This is a genomic window from Patescibacteria group bacterium (genome assembly GCA_028716045.1).
Classification (GTDB): Bacteria; Patescibacteriota; Patescibacteriia; order JAQUQO01; family JAQUQO01; genus JAQUQO01.
In genome coordinates, this window is sequence record JAQUQO010000001.1 from 677,189 (window position 1) to 693,800 (window position 16,612).

Consider the following 16,612-nt stretch of genomic DNA (forward strand, 5'->3'; position numbering starts at 1 on the left):
TTTTTGTTTGGAATAACCAGGTCTAACGGCCAATTTTAGACCTTAACGAATAGTAAAGAAGAAAGAAATTTGCCCAATATTAGATAAAATCAGGAAAATCTCTTTAAATTTAAAGAACTACGACACAATTTGCCTTATAGGTTAATTATAACACATTTTCCTGCAATTGTCAACGCATTTTTTTGGCTTATATTAGCCATTTTTTATCTTAAACAAATACTTCTGGGGATAATATTTTTCCTGCTTTTTCGTAAAAATATTTAATATCAACAACTTATCCACAAATTATTTTAAAAATCCAGTAATTTTATCAGATGTAAATAATATCTCGCTAAAATTAGCCAAAAAATCATTATTTTTAGTAATCTTTTCTAAATTAATATACCCCCCTTTATCTCTGATATCTAAAACTCCCAACAATTTTTCTTCGGATAACTGGCCAGCAGTTTTAGTATATTCTTTTACTAAATCCTCGGAATTGCTCAAAAATAAGAAGTTTTTTTTACCTTGGCTGATGATTTGGTAACTGATTTTTAAAGGAATGCCCTCTGACTCCAAAATACGCGGCCCCCCGGGGGTTGTTTCTGTAAAATCAGCAATAATTTCTTTGGGTAAAAATTCAATGGCCCTGCCGTCCGGTAAAACTACTTCCTTTTCTTCCGGATATAAATAACCAACTACTCGCTTCAAAACATTGGCCAATTTGGCCGGGTCAAATTCTTTAGACGAGATATTGACGATTAGCAAAAAATTGTTCCGCAAAAAATTTTTAATATCTACCGGATTATTTTCATCCTCAAATTCAACCAAGAGTTCTCCCTCTCCCCGTAAGATATCCCCCAACTCATCAAAATCTTTTTCACCGCTGGCTAAAATATTTTTGGGAATATATTTTTTACTTTCTCCATACAAATCAAAAAAATTAAAACCGCGCAGATAGAGCAAAGGTTTTTCGGCGAAAGAATTGATAAACGAAGCGGCGGTCAATTTAGAATGGGGGAAATTAAAATCAACAATCAGCTGATTATTATTTCTGGCCAGGGAAATATAAATATTTTCAGGCAATTTAATGTTTGAAAACAAATATCTTTCCCAAGGTAATGGCGCCGCGTGCTTAGAGGTATCAATATGACCTCGGCCAACATCACTGCCGGGAATTTTAAAATAAAAATATGCCCGGGGGTTGCTGAAAATTTTCCAAAATATATCGCGGTAAAGAAGCTCCGTATTCGCAGAAGAGGCGCCAACGGCCACCGTGTCGTTGCTAAAATCTTTAATCGTTAAATTTGCCGGCCAGGTATTCGGACGAGAAAAAAATCTCGCTAAAAAAAATCTTTGGCCATCGGGTAAAACCACCCAAGCCATTTCTTCACCGGAAAATTCCTCGGGAAAACCCCAAAAGCGATTAAGCTCGCGAACCAATTCCGCGCTAACCTTATCGTCTGAATAGTTTAGGTGAATATAAACAACCTTATCAACGGGCGCGTAATCAATTAAACGGTCTCCGGGAAAAAATATCAATATAATAGCCACAGCCAGTAAGGCTGCGGCTATTATTAAAAATAAAAATATAAATTTATAGGATGGCCGGCGCCTTTTGGAATAACCCAAATACGCCTCTCTTCTTTGGCTAAAAGAATAGTAATCGGGCATGGCTTTATTTTTCATTATCGGCGCTCGCTTCTTTTTTTGAAGATTCCGAATTTTTTTTCTTCCGGCTCGTCGGGACCGCTATCCGGCTGGGCTCTTTTTAGAGAAAGCCCGATTTTGCCGGCTTCCTTATCAATATTTATCACTTTAACGGTTATTTCCTGGCCGAGCTTAATCACGTCCTCAACTCGCGCCACGCGATACGGAGCCAATTCGGAAATATGGACCATCCCTTCCTGCCCGGGGAGGATCTCCACGAGAGCGCCGAAATCCATAATCCGGGTGACTTTGCCGGTATAAAGTTTGCCCATTTCCGCTTCGGCGGTCAAATCTCTAATCCATTTAACCGCTTTTTCTAATCCGTCTTTATCGGCGGAAGTGACGCTTACCAAGCCGCTGTCTTCAATATCAATATCCACGCCGGTCTCGGCGATAATTTTATTTATCATCTTGCCGCCCGGACCGATAACATCGCGAATCTTATCGGGGTTGATATAGAACGACTCAATGCGCGGAGCATAAGGAGAAAGTTCGGCGCGGGGGGCCGGCAGGACGTTCGTGATGGAATCTAAAACCTTGAGACGCGCAACGCGCGCTTGTTTGAGAGTTTGTAAAACTATGTCTTTAAGCAAACCATCGCTCTTGGTATCCATCTGAATGGCGGTAATACCCTTGGCCGTGCCGGCGATTTTAAAATCCATGCCGCCGTAACCGTCTTCTAAATCCTGCAAATCGGTAATGACTTTCCAGTCGCCCTTGGAATTAACCGCCAAACCCATAGCAATACCGGCTACCGGAGATTTAATCGGCACACCAGCGTCCATCAAACTTAAAGTTGAGCCGCAAACCGAAGCCATGGAACTGGAACCATTGGAGCTCATTACTTCGGAAACGACGCGAATGGTATAGGGAAATTTGTCCTGCTCCGGCAGAACCGGAAAAATGGCTTTTTCCGCCAAGGCGCCATGACCGATTTCGCGGCGTCCGGGGCCGGACATTCGGCCGGTCTCACCGACGGAATACGGAGGAAAATTATAATGATGCATGTAACGTTTTTTGCCGCTCATTTCCATGCCGTCTAAAACCTGTTCGTCCCCCGGCGCTCCCAGAGTAACGACCGAGAGCACGTGAGTTTCCCCGCGGCGGAAATATCCCGAACCGTGAACACGCGGCAAAATGCCTGCTTCGGAAAAAAGCGGACGAATCTCATCTAGCTGGCGACCGTCCACGCGCTTGGCCCTATCCACGATAGCTTCGGAAATACGCAGCTCCGCGAGCTTGTCGGCTTTGGCCATAATCACATTTATCATATCGGCGGCAACCTCCCGCTCTTCCAGGGTAGTTTTTAACAATTCTTTTAATTCTCTTAACGCTTCCTTGCGCGACTGTTTAGTGTTTTTAATTTCACCAAACATATACTTCTCAATTCTCTCGTCTAAAAATTTCTGCGCTTCTTCCATCAGTGATTTTAATTCGGCCAGGTCACCCTTAATCTGCTGGGCGTATAAATCGTCCGTGGAAATTTTTTCTTCGCCAAGTTCTTTTTTAATTTCTTGAATCAATTTAATCACTGGCTCCAAATTTTCCTGCCCGAAAAGTATCGCGGCTGACATTTCTTCTTCCGCCGCTTCCTTAGCTTCGGCTTCAAGCATAATCACTTTTTCCTTGGTGCCGGCCACGGTGGTGTAAAGCGACGCTTTGGCTCTTTCTTCATAAGTGGGATTTAAAATCAATTTGTCCTCAATCTTACTCACATTGACTCCGGCAATCGGGCCGTTCCAGGGGATATTAGAAATGGATAAAGCGGTGGAAGCGGCAATTAAAGCGATAATGTCGGGGTCATTATCCGTGTCCAGGGAAAGCACGGTTAAAACGACCTGAATATCGTTTCTGATGCGGTCGTCAAACAGCGGACGGATGGCGCGGTCAACAAGACGGGCGGTTAAAATGGCTTCGTCCGTAGGTCGCCCCTCGCGCTTGATAAAACGCGAACCCTTGATTTTGCCGGCGGCGTACATTTTTTCTTCGTACTCCACCGTCAAGGGGAAAAAATTCATTCCTTCTTTGACCGTCGGGCTCATCACGGCCGTGGCCTGCACTAAGGTATCGCCATACTGCACGGTACAACTGCCATTCGCTTGTGGAGCGAAACGCCCGGTCTCAATGATAAGTTTTCTGCCGGCCCACTCCTTTTCAAAATGTTTTTGTTGAATCATAAATTACTTTCTGCCCAACTGATCGGCGAGCTCCTGAACTTCCCGAGGCAAAAACCTCAAAGCTCAGTTTGTCCGCGGACCAATTGGCTTAATTAAATATTTAAAAAAATTATTTTCTGCTAAATCTCGCTTTTCTGATTAAATACTTGCTTTGGCTTAAATCAATAAAATCATCGGCGATTTCAATCAGATTGGAAGAAGTGGTTTCGCGGAATCCCATAATTTCCACCAAACATCCTTTATTTTCCTGCAGATATTTCACGAGCGGAATAAAGTCGCCGTCACCAGTGACCAAAATCACGCTGTCCAGCTTGTCAGCGAGCTTAATCGCGTCCATGCTCATACCCACGTCCCAGTCGCCTTTTTTGGCGCCGCCGAAAAAAATCTGTAAATCCTTAATCTGGACTTCAAACCCTTGATTGGACAGGGCTTCAAAAAAATCTTCCTCTTCGCCGGATTTGGAACTCACCACGTAGGCAATGGCGCGCACTAACTGGCGCCCGGCTACCGCGTCTTTCAGCACTTCTTTAAAATTGACATTGGCTTGGTGTAAATTTTTCGCCGAGTGGTACATATTGCCCACATCCACGAACACTCCCACCCTTTGCGCTTTGTGTTTTATCATAAAAAATTTTTACATTTAATCTTATCCTAATTATATAACTAAAAATAATAAATGACCAATCGGCAGATCGGCCATTTATCGCGCTTAGGTTAAAGTTTTAAGTTTAAGCTTGTCAGCCAATTCTTCGTAAGCTTTCCTGTTCTCCTTCGCTAAATATTTTACCAATCTTCGTCTCTCTCCGACTTTTTTTAATAAACCCCGGCGGGAGGAAAAATCTTTTTTGTGACCCTTGAGGTGCTCAGTAAGTTCCTTGATTTCTTCCGTCAGGATGGCAATTTGCACCTGCGGCGAACCGGTATCGTTCTCGTGGGTGCGAAATTTTTTGATAATCGCATCCTTTTTCTTTTTGTCTAACATAGTTTCCCCTTCGTGTTCCCAAGCCCGGCCCGAATTGATAATTCATTTGCCCAGCCAAAGCCAGAGAACCGATTATTTATTAACGGATATAATATAACAAACCCTCTAAAAAATGTCAACAAAAAAAACGGCTTATTTATGAATAAGCCGTTGATTGCTTTAATAATACTGGCGATTGTAAAATTTGAGCTTTAGCCGTCCATTCTCACCTTCTTTGGGTACTCCCTCATAGCAAGTGACTCCGCAATTAATCGGTTTTCCCTTTTCATCCAAACGGATAAACTTTTTTTCAGAAAGTCGCTCTAGATTGGCGCGAAGGGCAAGAATATTCAAATGATGAGTGATTGCCAAAACTTTTCTGTCGTGAAAATCGCGAATCAGAGCGCTAACCCAGGAACGATTGCGGTCGCGCACCATAGGAATGTTCTCTCCTTGGGGATACTGATACCAATAAGGGCCGAGTAAATCATACAGTTGGCGCTGTTCTGGATGTAAAACATGAAAAACCCGCCAATCGCTGTAAAACAAGGCCAACCCACGCTCCTGTTCCCTGATTCTTTCTTCTTCATAAGTTTTAACTCGTGCCAACTCTGGCCAACCGCTTATAATACCGTCTAGTGTCTGCCGCGCTCGAAGATACGGGGAGTAAAAAATAACATCTGGCTTTCCAAATTCTTGTTTGAGTTTTTTCCCGACAATTTTCGCCCGGGAACTCTCGATATCCACCAAAGAGGTTTGCGAATCGCTCATTCCCAAAGCATAGCGCTCCGCAATAATTTTTGCCCAAGCCACGGTATTTGCGCTTTCGGGATTATTTTTATACTCCCGGCAAAACTCTTTGTATTCCGGGTCAGCGTTTTTCTCTTCTTTAAGGATATTGAATTTGGAAACATCGTGTCTGATCAACAGTAGATATTCCGGCCATTTCATCGCCTGCCTCCTTTCTTGTGATTTTAAAGACCGTTTAAAACGTTTATACCTTATCATTTTGCTTAAAAACTTTCAACTGTTTGCCTAAAAATCAAAAGTGTCGTAAAATAAAAACAGTATCTAATCGTATGAAAAGAGAAACGCCAACAAAAATTAATCCTTCTTCTCCTCTCGCCAAACTCCTCGGGGAATTCTTGGACTATTTAGAGATAGAAAAAAACCGCAGCCGGATGACACGGCGCAATTATGAATTTTATCTGGGGAGATTTTTACGCTGGTTAGAATTAAAAAAGAGCCGACTGGCTCCCGAAGATATCACCGCTGAAAATGTGCGCCAATACCGCCTCTGGCTCAATCGCTTGGCCGAAGATAGCGGACAGCCGCTTAAAAAAAGCACGCAGAATTATCATCTCATCGCCCTGCGCTCATTTTTAAAATATCTCGCCAAGCGCGACATTAAAACTCTGGCGCCGGAAAAAATTGAGCTGGCTAAAATCGGCGAGCGCACGGTGGAATTTTTAGAAGGGTCGGACTTGGAAAAATTTTTGGAAGCGCCCCTGCTCATCAAAAATCCGGACATTATTAAAAAAAGAGACAAGGCGATTCTGGAAACGCTTTTTGCCACCGGTCTGCGCGTTTCGGAATTAAGTAATTTAAAAATTGACCAAATCAATCTAAAAAAGGACGAATTCACGGTCCGCGGCAAGGGCGACAAACCGCGCGTGGTTTTTTTATCCAATCAAGCCAAATACTGGATTAAAGAATACCTGGACGCCCGCACTGACCCCAACCCCTTTTTGTTTATGGGACACGACCGCGCCAGCGCCAAAAGGGAAATGAAAAAAATTCCCAAACTGACCCCGCGCAGTATCCAGCGGCTCGTGGAAAAATACGCCAAAGTCGCCGGTCTCACCAAAAAAATAACTCCCCACACCTTGCGCCACAGCTACGCCACCGACCTGCTGATGAATGGCGCTGACATCCGTTCGGTACAAGCCATGCTCGGCCATGCCAGCATTACCACTACCCAGATTTACACTCACATCACCAACCAGCAACTGCGTGAAGTGCACAAAGCCTTTCACGGCCGACAACGTCAAAAAAATAAATAAAATAATTAAAAATTATGAGCTACCAAGACATTGCCCTAAGAATATTTTTGGCCCTTCTCACCGGCCTCCTGATCGGCTTTGAAAGAGAAAGATGTAAACGCGCCGCCGGCTTGAAAACCCACATTTTAACCAGCATCGGGTCGGCAGTTTTCGCCATTGCCGGACTTAATTTTTTCTACGAATATTATCAGACCTACGCCGGCATCAATCCTCTTTACATCATCACGGCCGTGGCCACCGGTATCGGCTTTATCGGCGCCGGCAGTGTTATCCGTTCCGAACAGGGAGTTAGCGGGCTTTCGGCCGCGGCTTCCATCTGGATTATGGGCGCCACCGGACTAGCCATCGGTTTTGGCTATTATTTCCTGGCGATATTTTCCGTGTTAATCACCTATCTAGTTCTGATAATCAGCGAGGTGGTGCAAAAGTGGCGGGATAATAAATGCGCGGTAAAAAAAGCTCGCCAATAAAGGATTGACTTTTTCTACGATAACTAGTAAAATTGATATTACTGTTTTTGAAAATTCAGCGTGTTTATCGGCCCCGTAGTTCAAAGGATAGAATAGAAGCCTTCTAAGCTTTAGATCTAGGTTCGATTCCTAGCGGGGTCACCAAAAAATTTAATAATCATGGCGGCCATAGTTTAACGGTAGAACAGCGGATTGTGGCTCCGCTGGCCTGGGTTCAACTCCCAGTGGCCGCCCCAGTAGAATTAAACGTTTTTATCGCTCAAGTATTTGAATAAAAATATGCGTTTTATAAAAATCAAAGCAAAAAATAATTACGAAGCGGGTTTTTTGTTGGGTAAAAAACTCGGGAAATTAACCTCCGGCTATTTAGAAATCCAAAAGCCCCAAGATATCAGCTGGGAGAAATTAATCAAATTATCCAAGCCCTATTTAGCCGTGACGCAAAAAACATTTCCCCAATTTATAAAAGAAATGAAGGGTTTAGCCAAAGGTTCCGGCGTCCCTTTTCTTAAAATTTGGGCGCTTAATTGCGTGGAAGAAATTTTACAAAAACAAAAAGAAAAATGCACCAGCATTTTTATCCCCCAAAAAAATTCTTACCTTGTCGGGCACAATGAAGATTGGGAACGGCCAGCTGTCCCTCATTTAACTTTTCTCCTGCAAAAAACCATCGGCGGTCTAACCATCTGGGAACTGGCTTATCTCTATTCTATCGGCGGCAATGCCTGTTCCATCAACTCTTTTGGTTTAACCCAAAGCATCAATACTCTTCATCATCTTGATTCGCAGGTCGGCGTACCGAAGAACATCGTCGCGCGTTGGCTTTCGGAATTCCCGAACATTAAAGAAGTTAAAAAAGAATTCGGCAAAATTCGGCGGGCCTCGGGATACAGCCACACTTTTACCGAAAACGCCAAACTCCTGAATATAGAATCAACCGCTAAACGCTTCGCTATTTTGGAAACGCAAAATCAATATTGCCATACAAATAATTTTACCGGACGGCTGAAAAAATTTGAAACCCGGGGACTGGGGAAATCCGGCTCAACCACTTACAAAAGATACGCCTCCGCTTGCCGATTTATCAAAAAAATTGGCGCCGAACGGGAGTTTAAAAAGATTCTTTCCGGCCAGGATAAATACGCGAAAAGCTTGATTTACAACCCCCGGACCTTGGCCTCAGTTATTATTAACCCCCAGACAAAAACTTTGGAGGTCAAGGGCAGAGGCGAACGTTGGTTAAAAATCAATTTGAATTTAAAAAATCGTTCGTGATAGAATAAAATCAATAATTACCAAACCTGCTAAAATATGCTAAAAAAAATAATCGTCTGCTCCTTCATATTTTTATTTTTTAACTGGCCGGGGGCTTCGGCCGCCGAGCCGCCGGTGGATATTTATTTTTTTTACGGCGACGGCTGCCCGCACTGCGCCTCGGAAAAAGAATTTTTGAATTTTGCTATTCAAAATAAGTATAAAGATAAAATCCGGGTTCACGAATTTGAGGTTTGGTATAACATTAAAAACGCCAACCTGCTCGTGGACTTAGCCAAGGCCTATAAAGTCCGCAGCGCGGGCGTGCCAATGACTTTTATCGGCGAAGAGGCTTTCTCGGGTTTTGGAAAAGGATATACTGACGTTAAAATTGAACGGACTATTCAAAATTGTTTAGATTCCGGCCAATGTCTTGACCCGATGTATAAAATAGCTCCGCCGGAACAGTCAAAACCGCCAGCCGAAGAAAAAGAACAAAAGGAAGAATTAAAATTGGATTACCCCCTTATCAGAAACATTAATCTCTTTTCCTTATCCCTGCCTGTCCTTACTATCGCTTTGGGAGCGCTGGACGGTTTTAATCCTTGCGCGATGTGGGTTCTCCTCTTTCTTATCTCTCTGCTTTTGGGAATGGAAGACAAAAAAAGAATGTGGCTTATCGGCATCGCCTTTATCGCCGCTTCGGCCGCCACCTATTTTCTTTTCCTCGCCGCTTGGCTAAATCTCTTTATTTTCATGGGTTATATTCAGCTGGTGAGAATCGCCATTGGCCTGCTGGCCATCATCGCGGGCATTATCAATCTTAAAGATTACTTCTCTTATCAAGAGGGCGTCTGCAAGGTGACTAAGGGGGAAAGCCGCCGGAAAATTTTTGAACGCATCCGCGAAATTATTAAATCTAAATACCTCCTTTTCTCCCTCGCGGGCATTATTGTTTTGGCTTTCGCGGTTAATATGGTGGAGTTGGTCTGCTCTATCGGACTGCCGGCTATTTACACGCAGATATTGAGTTTAAATCACCTGCCAACCTGGGAATATTATTTTTATCTGCTCCTTTATATTTTCTTCTTCATGCTGGATGATATTATCGTTTTTGTGGTGGCGATGCTCACCCTGAAAATCGCCGGCCTTACGGGTAAGTACACCAAGTACTCCAACCTCGTCGGCGGAATTATAATCTTGATTATCGGCATCCTGCTTATCCTAAAACCGTCGCTCTTAATGTTCGGCTAAAATCTATCATAAATCCCCCGCCCAAAAAGCGGGGGATTTTATATCTGGCAAAAAACAGCTGCTTGTGCTAAGATGAAATAAATTATTTTAATGAATCTCTATGCCGGAAAATGGCGAAATTAAACTAAAAAAACCGATAAAAGAACTGCTGGAAGTGTTCGCGAAAAAACCAGAAGATAATCAGGAAATTGCCAAAATCAAAGTCAGTGAAATGATCAGTAAAATCGCTTTTTTTTACGAAAAAATCCGCAACGTCATTGATTATCGCGAGGAACATCTTTTGCGCAAAGGCGCCGTGGAAAGAATCATCCGACGTAAACTTTTGATTGAAGGACGGCTCACCATTGAACCGCAAAAAGAGGCCGACATCGCCAAGTCGTTAATCTGCGAATTGATTCGGGCTTCTTATATACCCAATGAATCATTGCCGGAAACAAAAATTGGGACGGTGGCTAAAATTTTAGTAAAGTATGACGCGCTGAAGAAAAAAATTGCCGCCACGCCCCACCGGGAGACGAAAAAAATAAACAATTGGCTCATCGGCCTCATGGCCTGCGAAATAGAAGAAGAACTGATTCCGCCGACCCGCGACCATGCTTTGGCCGAAACAATGTATAAATTAATGAACCCGCTAATTACCGTGGAAGGCCGGCCGGCGCCGGAAGAGAATGAAAAAAATACTCAAATTTATTTGGCGATTTATCGCAACCTTCTGAAATACGACCATGGTATGCTGGATTATTTGCTGTGGAATCTTTACTGGCCGGAATGGCGTCAGGGTAGCGAAGAAGCAATAACTAAGGCAGCGGATAATATAGAGTCAATAAGGCGGGCTATAGAAATCCAAAAAAATCATCCTCTGCGCGAGAAGCTCAATAAAATTTGCAAAAAATACTCGGTACTATTTATCATCTTCAAAGACATTATTGAAGAAAATCCGGACAACATTGAAGATATTTTAGCTAATCCGGCGATGCTGGAAGAAAAAGTGACCAAAGTTTGTAATAAAAAATATCAGGGGATAAGAACCAAACTGCGCCGCAGCGTGCTCCGTTCAATTATCTATATTTTTATCACTAAAATGGCTTTAGCGCTGGCCATTGAAGTCCCGTTTGACCTGTTTATCACCCACCAACTACATTATTTATCCTTGGGCATCAATATCCTTTTCCACCCCCTCCTTCTTCTTTTTATTGCCCTTTCTGTAAGAATTCCCACGGAAAAAAATACTAAAATAATCATCACCAGCTTAAAGCTTCTTTTTTATCAGCATGGCGAGGAAAAATTAAAATATATCGTCAAAATGCCGGCAAAACGCGGGGGATTTCTACAAGGTATTTTTACTTTTATCTACGCCCTGACTTTTGTCATTTCTTTCGGCATTTTAGTAACTATTTTAAATAAACTGCATTTCAGTATTTTAAGCATGCTCCTCTTTATTCTCTTCTTAAGCGTGGTTAGCTTTTTTGCCACTCGCATCCGCAAAACCGCCAAAGAACTTTTAGTCATCAAAAAAACCGAGAGCATCTTCACGGCTTTTTCGGACTTCTTCTTTACTCCGATTATCCACGCCGGGCGGTGGCTTTCAGTAAATTTCTCCAAAATCAATGTTTTTATCTTTATTATGGATGTTATTATTGAAGCGCCGTTTAAAATTTTTATAGATATCTCCGAACAATGGTTCGCTTTTGTGAGAGAAAAAAAAGAGGAGCTGGAACCGTGAAATAGCGTTAAAATATAAAAACTCCCCCGTCCCGAGAACTCGGGACGGGGGAGTTTTTATATGAAAAAATTTAAATGGTTTCCCTCAAAAATTTTTCTAACAACCGGCAAGGGTCAGCTCTTTTGTAAATAATGCGATAAACGAGTTCCAAAAGGGGCAATTTTAATTTTCTCTTTTTGGCTATATCATAAACTATTTTAACGGCTACCACTCCTTCAGTCACCTGCTCCATGGATTTTCTGGCGCGCGCGTAAGAACCTTTAACACAAATCAGCTCGCCGAGCGTCCGGTTGCGGCTGAATTCCGATAAGCTGGTGGCTAAAAAATCGCCAAGTCCGGCCAAACTATAAACCGTCTCCGTATTGGCGCCGAAAGAACGATAAATAGATTTCATTTCTTCCAGGGCCTCAACGGCCAAAACTATCTGCGTATTATTAGTGTAATCCATTCCGTCGCACATGCCCATGGCGATGGCATAGATATTTTTTAACGCTCCGCCGAGCTCCGTGCCGATAAGGTCATTACTCCAAATCACCTTAAAATAGTCCGTGGCTAAAATTTTCCTTAATTTTTTAAAATTATTTTTAGCGCCGGCGGCGGCTATTACCACGGCAAATTTTTTTCGCACAAATTCCGTGGCTACCGAAGGGCCGGAAATCACCACCACATTTTTTGCCCAATTATAGCCGAGTTCATTTAAAATCACTTCGTGCATTACTCGGCCGGTTTTTTCTTCCAACCCCTTTGAGGTATTTACCAGCAGCTGGCCAGTCTTCAAATACGGCTTTATTTCTTTTACCACGCCTTTTATGGCCCGTGAAGGAACGGCGAGGAAGACCGCCTCGGCTCCGTTAACACAATCCGGAATATTAAAAACCGCTCTGATATTTTTAGATAGTTTAATCTTGGACAGATATTTTTTGTTGGTATGGCGAGAATTTATCTCGGCTAAAATCCTTTCCTCTATGCCCCAAATTTTTACCCCCCAACCGTTTTCGGCAATCACCTGCGCCAAAGCCGTGCCCATATTGCCGGAACCAATGATAGCGATATGTCTCTTGTGCATAATATTAAAGTTAAACTTATTTTAGTATAACATAAAAATTCGAAACTTGAAACCCATACTCTGCTGCTTAAAATGGCGGCTATTCGTCCAACGGTTAAGCGTGGCGTGCCAATAAAAAACGGACTTAATTAAGTCCGTTCTAATTCCCTAAAGGCCTCTTGCAATTCTAAAAATTTACGATGAAGACCGATAAACGACGATTTGTCTTCTGCGATAATGGCCGTCACTCCCTCGCCATAAAGAAGCATCACTCTTATAGCATTAATTACTTCTTCTCGCTGCTCCTTCGGTAAAAAACCCAAAAACTCCTTATAAAGAATGTCCCATTTCAAAACCAAAAAAGAAAGTACGGCGAGAAAGTGCTTAGCTACCGATTCAGAAGTATGCCCCTTGGCTTTTTGTTCAGAATAAAAACGATGAATCTTTAAAATAGTAAGCGGGTTCATCTTATCCTCCTGATAAAATTTCAAATGGCAATCATTGAATAATAACCTAAAAATTAAATTTCGTCAAGACCCGTCCGTCGCGACTGACGGGTCAAAATTTTTATCTTTTTCTTAGAGAGGGGATTTTGCCGCCCTAAAAACAAAAATGCTGCCGGTTCGGAGGCGAGGGGTAAAATTAAACTATAAATTTTAAACTTTAAGTTATTAACATTGACACTATTCGGCCTTGTGCTAAGATATAAAAATTATTATAAAGCTAGGCAATGTCTAAGCTTGATGATTTAAAACAAATACAAAAACTTGACGGGGGCGGAGTTTTAGAATCGATTGCTTCGTTAGACAAACAAATTAGGCAGGCCTGGGAAGAAACGCAAAAATTGATACTGCCGGAAGAATATAAAGGATGCAACAACGTTGTCGTCTGCGGAATGGGCGGCTCAACTTTGGGCACTCATATTATTAAAACCTTGTTCGCCGAGGAATTAGATGTGCCACTGGAAATTGTTAATGATTATAAATTGCCGAATTTTGCCGATGATGACACGCTCTGCATTCTTTCCAGCTATTCCGGCAATACGGAGGAAGTAATGAAAGTTGCCGAGGAGGCCGTGGAAAAGCAATTAAAAATAGTGGGTATTTGCGCCGGCGGGGAACTGGCCGAATTTCTGAAATCCCATAATTTCCCCGCTTACATCTTTGAACCGAAATTCAATGTTTCGGGCCAGCCCCGCTTGGGGCTCGGTTATTCCATAATGGGCCAGCTCGGCATTTTGTGCCGTGCTGGTTTTTTAGATATTGAGGAAAAGGATATTAATGAAATAATCGGGGTGGTCAAGAAAATCGGTCAAAACTGCGTTCCGGAAATAGACACTAAAAATAATCCAGCTAAAGAACTGGCCGGGGAAATCCATGGCAAAATAGCCGTGGCGGTAGGTTCGGAATTTTTAGCCGGCAACCTCCATGTGCTGGCCAATCAAATAAATGAAAATTCTAAAAATTTTGCCGCCTATTTTCTTCTGCCCGAACTGAATCATCACCTGTTGGAAGGGCTCGGCCATCCCGAGGCTTGCCGCCAGCTCCACTTTTTGTTCATCAACTCCCGCCTGTATCATGAACGAACTGGCTCGCGCTACCATCTCACTGAAGAAGTAGTCAAAAAAAATAATATCTCTTACAGTGAATTCGTGCCGACCAGCAGAACCAAACTGCTTCAATCTTTTGAAATTTTAAGCTTAGGAAGTTTTATCAGTTTCTATCTGGCAATTCTTAATGGAGAAGACCCGAGCAAAATCCCGTGGGTGAATTATTTAAAAAATAAATTGAGGGAGGCTTAATCCGTCAGTCGCGACTGACGGGTCTTAACCAAATTGCCATTCCCATGCTTGATGGCAATTTGACCTAAGCAAAAAAGAAAAAAGACCGTTTAAAAACGGTCTTTTGCGCTGTAATAAAATAATTAGCAAAAGATATTACTGACTAATGGTTAAAAATATCCAAACTAACCGGGCTGGCTAAAACTTTTTCTTCGTCAATCACCTGCTTTATTGAACCCATTCTATCAAGCTCGTTGCCACCTTTAATTTGGACTAAATTTATTTCCAATTTATACTCCCCGGCCAACAAGCGATTTTTTATTTCTTCCGAGAAATTCCACCAATAGTTAGTTTTGATAATCATATTCGCCGGCCATTCATTCGGCGGATAAAGTCCGTAGTTAAAAGGTAATAACTCGCGCTCCATAATTTGTCCTCCTTCGTCAACAACGCGACGGCTGATAAAATACTCGTCTTTGGACTCGCGAGAATTCTCCCAAAATAAAGAAATGGGAATCAAATCGCTCGCGGCTATCTCGGATGTTTGATAGCCCAAAAAGTTAATTCCGCTTTCGGAAACGATTTTGTTGTTTTTAAAATTTTCCACTGGCAAACTATCCGGCAGTTCATAAAGTTCAACTTTTTCCGCGGTATTTTTTTGAAAAAGAACTAAATTATCAATAACTTTTACCGCGCCTAAATTATTTTTCAAAATCTCTTCTCTTAAACGATTATCTCCCGACTCATAGATATTCCAAAGATGTTTGTGCAAAAAAAAATTAAAATAAAATGACACTATTTCTCTGGAATCTAAAATCAAATACTCGGTATTCTCCGGCAAACGATATGGGGTAAACCCGAACTGTTGCTTGCCGTAAAAAACGTAATTTAGGGCATAAAGGTCTTTTCTTAAAGAAAGGTTGGAACGCAAACTCCAAGAAGCGGCTACCGGCTCTTCCGACGGTATTTCTTTTATAACTTCTCTTGAGTTAATCCTATCTAAAGCTATTTGCTCATTGCCAAATTTAGCAAAAAATTCCGGCAACGGACCAAGAGCTAAATTTAAATATAAAATACCCGCCGCCAGAGAAACCCAAAAAACATCTGCTCTTTTTTTATAAAAATTGCCAGAAGAAATTTTATTCAGGCCAAAAATGAAAGCCACAACAATTCCCAAAAGAAAAAACAATCCATATTGCGTACGCAAAATCGTATCACTGCCTCCGGCTTCCGCTAAAGCAATTTGTAAAAACGGGGGTAAAGCCAACAAAAGATATTTTGGTTTTAAAAATGGGATGTAAAAAAATGGCGCTAGCAGCCCAAAAATCATCAACCAATTTCCCGGGCGAACCAAATGCGCCGCCACAGCGCCAAAATGAGGAAAAAAATTCAATATCATTTCCGGGAAAGAACTGCCCAGCCAGCCGTAAAAAGCGACAAATTTATAACTGCCGGCCGGAGAAAAATGATTGATTACTTGCAGGGAAAAAATGAACCAACCCGCGCCCAAAAGAAATGATGTTAAAACAAAACGCCAACTTTTTCTTTCCCATAAAGACAAAAATCCAAACATCAAAACTATTAAAGCCGTATCCTCGCGCACGAATAACGCCAGAAGAATAAAAACAAAATAAGGCCAAAATCTATTGCTGTAATAAAAATAAAAAGCCCAGAGCAAAAAGAAAAGGGCCAAGGGATAAAGATGGACTTCGTATAAATTAATATTATGTAAGACCGGATTTAAAAGATAAATGGCGGCGAGGGCGAGGGGCAGCCATTTTTTATATTTTTCATCAACGAATATCTTTTGGGTAATTTTGTAAACCGGCCAAGCGCCGAGCGCCAAAAAAATCGTCTGCAAAACCAGTAAAAAAAGCGGCGACTGCCAAAAATAATACAACGGCGCTAACAATAAGATAATCGGCTCAAAATGGTCGCCCAGATAAGTCGGTGGGTGGATAGAAAGCCCGAACCAATCGCCGTGGACCGTATTGTAAAAAGTATTGTTAAAAATCGCCAAATCCAATCCGTTGTATAAAAAATTATCGTACTTCCAAAAAGAGATAAAAGAAAAAGCGACGATATAAACAATGATAAGCAGCCCCAGCAGCTTGAAATTATTTTTAATTATCCACTTTAAAATTTTTTGCATAATTTTAAAAGCAGATGTTAGAAAACATCTGCTTTTTACCTAAC

14 protein-coding genes and 2 tRNA genes are annotated in these 16,612 nt (G+C 42.0%); 8 read left to right on the forward strand and 8 right to left on the reverse strand.

Going from position 1 to position 16,612, the window contains the following annotated elements; translation table 11 throughout:
* Positions 1-285: 285 nt before the first annotated feature.
* The 5 genes from PHG22_03405 to PHG22_03425 form a co-directional block, all read right to left on the reverse strand.
* Positions 286-1,668, reverse strand: coding sequence for a hypothetical protein (locus PHG22_03405; GenBank protein MDD5490813.1), 1,383 nt, complete (start codon positions 1,666-1,668; stop codon positions 286-288).
* On the reverse strand, positions 1,668-3,866 hold the full coding sequence (gene pnp, locus PHG22_03410) for a polyribonucleotide nucleotidyltransferase (protein ID MDD5490814.1): 2,199 nt from the start codon (positions 3,864-3,866) through the stop codon (positions 1,668-1,670). The genes PHG22_03405 and pnp overlap by 1 nt, the downstream gene beginning before the upstream one ends.
* Positions 3,867-3,975: 109 nt before the next feature.
* Entirely contained in the window at positions 3,976-4,491 is a 516-nt protein-coding gene (locus PHG22_03415; GenBank protein MDD5490815.1) for an NYN domain-containing protein, read from the reverse strand.
* Between the two features lie 84 nt (positions 4,492-4,575).
* Complete coding sequence (gene rpsO / locus PHG22_03420; protein MDD5490816.1) at positions 4,576-4,848, reverse strand: 30S ribosomal protein S15; 273 nt, start codon at positions 4,846-4,848, stop codon at positions 4,576-4,578.
* A 159-nt stretch (positions 4,849-5,007) separates the two neighbouring features.
* Positions 5,008-5,835, reverse strand: a complete 828-nt coding sequence (locus tag PHG22_03425; GenBank protein ID MDD5490817.1) for a phosphoglycerate mutase family protein — start codon at positions 5,833-5,835, stop codon at positions 5,008-5,010.
* Between the two features lie 71 nt (positions 5,836-5,906).
* Between PHG22_03425 and PHG22_03430 the strand changes: the two genes are divergently transcribed.
* The 7 genes from PHG22_03430 (at position 5,907) to PHG22_03460 (ending at position 11,591) form a co-directional block, all read left to right on the forward strand.
* Positions 5,907-6,890, forward strand: coding sequence for a tyrosine-type recombinase/integrase (locus tag PHG22_03430; GenBank protein MDD5490818.1), 984 nt, complete (start codon positions 5,907-5,909; stop codon positions 6,888-6,890).
* Between the two features lie 14 nt (positions 6,891-6,904).
* Positions 6,905-7,360 carry an MgtC/SapB family protein gene (locus PHG22_03435; GenBank protein ID MDD5490819.1) on the forward strand — a complete coding sequence of 152 codons (456 nt, stop codon included), beginning with the start codon at positions 6,905-6,907 and terminating at the stop codon, positions 7,358-7,360.
* 69 nt (positions 7,361-7,429) lie between these two features.
* Positions 7,430-7,504: transfer RNA gene (locus PHG22_03440), tRNA-Arg, on the forward strand.
* 18 nt (positions 7,505-7,522) lie between these two features.
* Positions 7,523-7,596: transfer RNA gene (locus tag PHG22_03445), tRNA-His, on the forward strand.
* A gap of 43 nt (positions 7,597-7,639) precedes the next feature.
* Entirely contained in the window at positions 7,640-8,635 is a 996-nt protein-coding gene (locus tag PHG22_03450) for a C45 family autoproteolytic acyltransferase/hydrolase (GenBank protein ID MDD5490820.1), read from the forward strand.
* Positions 8,636-8,671: 36 nt separating this feature from the next.
* A complete protein-coding gene (locus PHG22_03455) occupies positions 8,672-9,868 on the forward strand; it encodes a hypothetical protein (protein ID MDD5490821.1) in 1,197 nt (398 codons plus the stop codon).
* Between the two features lie 100 nt (positions 9,869-9,968).
* Positions 9,969-11,591: a hypothetical protein gene (locus PHG22_03460; protein MDD5490822.1), complete on the forward strand. Its 1,623-nt coding sequence runs from the start codon at positions 9,969-9,971 to the stop codon at positions 11,589-11,591.
* Positions 11,592-11,661: 70 nt separating this feature from the next.
* Here PHG22_03460 and PHG22_03465 read toward each other — a convergent pair whose 3' ends face one another.
* Together PHG22_03465 and PHG22_03470 are read right to left on the reverse strand one after the other, a co-directional pair.
* The gene (locus PHG22_03465) at positions 11,662-12,657 is read right to left on the reverse strand and encodes an NAD(P)H-dependent glycerol-3-phosphate dehydrogenase (protein MDD5490823.1); all 996 of its coding nucleotides are present in this window, start codon (positions 12,655-12,657) and stop codon (positions 11,662-11,664) included.
* A 128-nt stretch (positions 12,658-12,785) separates the two neighbouring features.
* Complete coding sequence (locus tag PHG22_03470; protein ID MDD5490824.1) at positions 12,786-13,103, reverse strand: hypothetical protein; 318 nt, start codon at positions 13,101-13,103, stop codon at positions 12,786-12,788.
* Between the two features lie 263 nt (positions 13,104-13,366).
* On the opposite strand from PHG22_03470, the gene PHG22_03475 reads away from it, so the two are divergent.
* Entirely contained in the window at positions 13,367-14,437 is a 1,071-nt protein-coding gene (locus PHG22_03475; protein ID MDD5490825.1) for an SIS domain-containing protein, read from the forward strand.
* A gap of 142 nt (positions 14,438-14,579) precedes the next feature.
* Here PHG22_03475 and PHG22_03480 read toward each other — a convergent pair whose 3' ends face one another.
* Positions 14,580-16,568, reverse strand: a complete 1,989-nt coding sequence (locus PHG22_03480) for a DUF2079 domain-containing protein (GenBank protein ID MDD5490826.1) — start codon at positions 16,566-16,568, stop codon at positions 14,580-14,582.
* Positions 16,569-16,612: the final 44 nt, after the last annotated feature.

Bases quoted from the DNA above. Each gene is read 5' to 3' on its own strand.
- PHG22_03405 (MDD5490813.1), bottom strand. From the start codon at position 1,668: ATGAAAAATAAAGCCATGCCCGATTACTATTCTTTTAGCCAAAGAAGA.
- pnp (MDD5490814.1), bottom strand. From the start codon at position 3,866: ATGATTCAACAAAAACATTTTGAAAAGGAGTGGGCCGGCAGAAAACTT.
- PHG22_03415 (MDD5490815.1), bottom strand. From the start codon at position 4,491: ATGATAAAACACAAAGCGCAAAGGGTGGGAGTGTTCGTGGATGTGGGC.
- rpsO (MDD5490816.1), bottom strand. From the start codon at position 4,848: ATGTTAGACAAAAAGAAAAAGGATGCGATTATCAAAAAATTTCGCACC.
- PHG22_03425 (MDD5490817.1), bottom strand. From the start codon at position 5,835: ATGATAAGGTATAAACGTTTTAAACGGTCTTTAAAATCACAAGAAAGG.
- PHG22_03430 (MDD5490818.1), top strand. From the start codon at position 5,907: ATGAAAAGAGAAACGCCAACAAAAATTAATCCTTCTTCTCCTCTCGCC.
- PHG22_03435 (MDD5490819.1), top strand. From the start codon at position 6,905: ATGAGCTACCAAGACATTGCCCTAAGAATATTTTTGGCCCTTCTCACC.
- PHG22_03450 (MDD5490820.1), top strand. From the start codon at position 7,640: ATGCGTTTTATAAAAATCAAAGCAAAAAATAATTACGAAGCGGGTTTT.
- PHG22_03455 (MDD5490821.1), top strand. From the start codon at position 8,672: ATGCTAAAAAAAATAATCGTCTGCTCCTTCATATTTTTATTTTTTAAC.
- PHG22_03460 (MDD5490822.1), top strand. From the start codon at position 9,969: ATGCCGGAAAATGGCGAAATTAAACTAAAAAAACCGATAAAAGAACTG.
- PHG22_03465 (MDD5490823.1), bottom strand. From the start codon at position 12,657: ATGCACAAGAGACATATCGCTATCATTGGTTCCGGCAATATGGGCACG.
- PHG22_03470 (MDD5490824.1), bottom strand. From the start codon at position 13,103: ATGAACCCGCTTACTATTTTAAAGATTCATCGTTTTTATTCTGAACAA.
- PHG22_03475 (MDD5490825.1), top strand. From the start codon at position 13,367: ATGTCTAAGCTTGATGATTTAAAACAAATACAAAAACTTGACGGGGGC.
- PHG22_03480 (MDD5490826.1), bottom strand. From the start codon at position 16,568: ATGCAAAAAATTTTAAAGTGGATAATTAAAAATAATTTCAAGCTGCTG.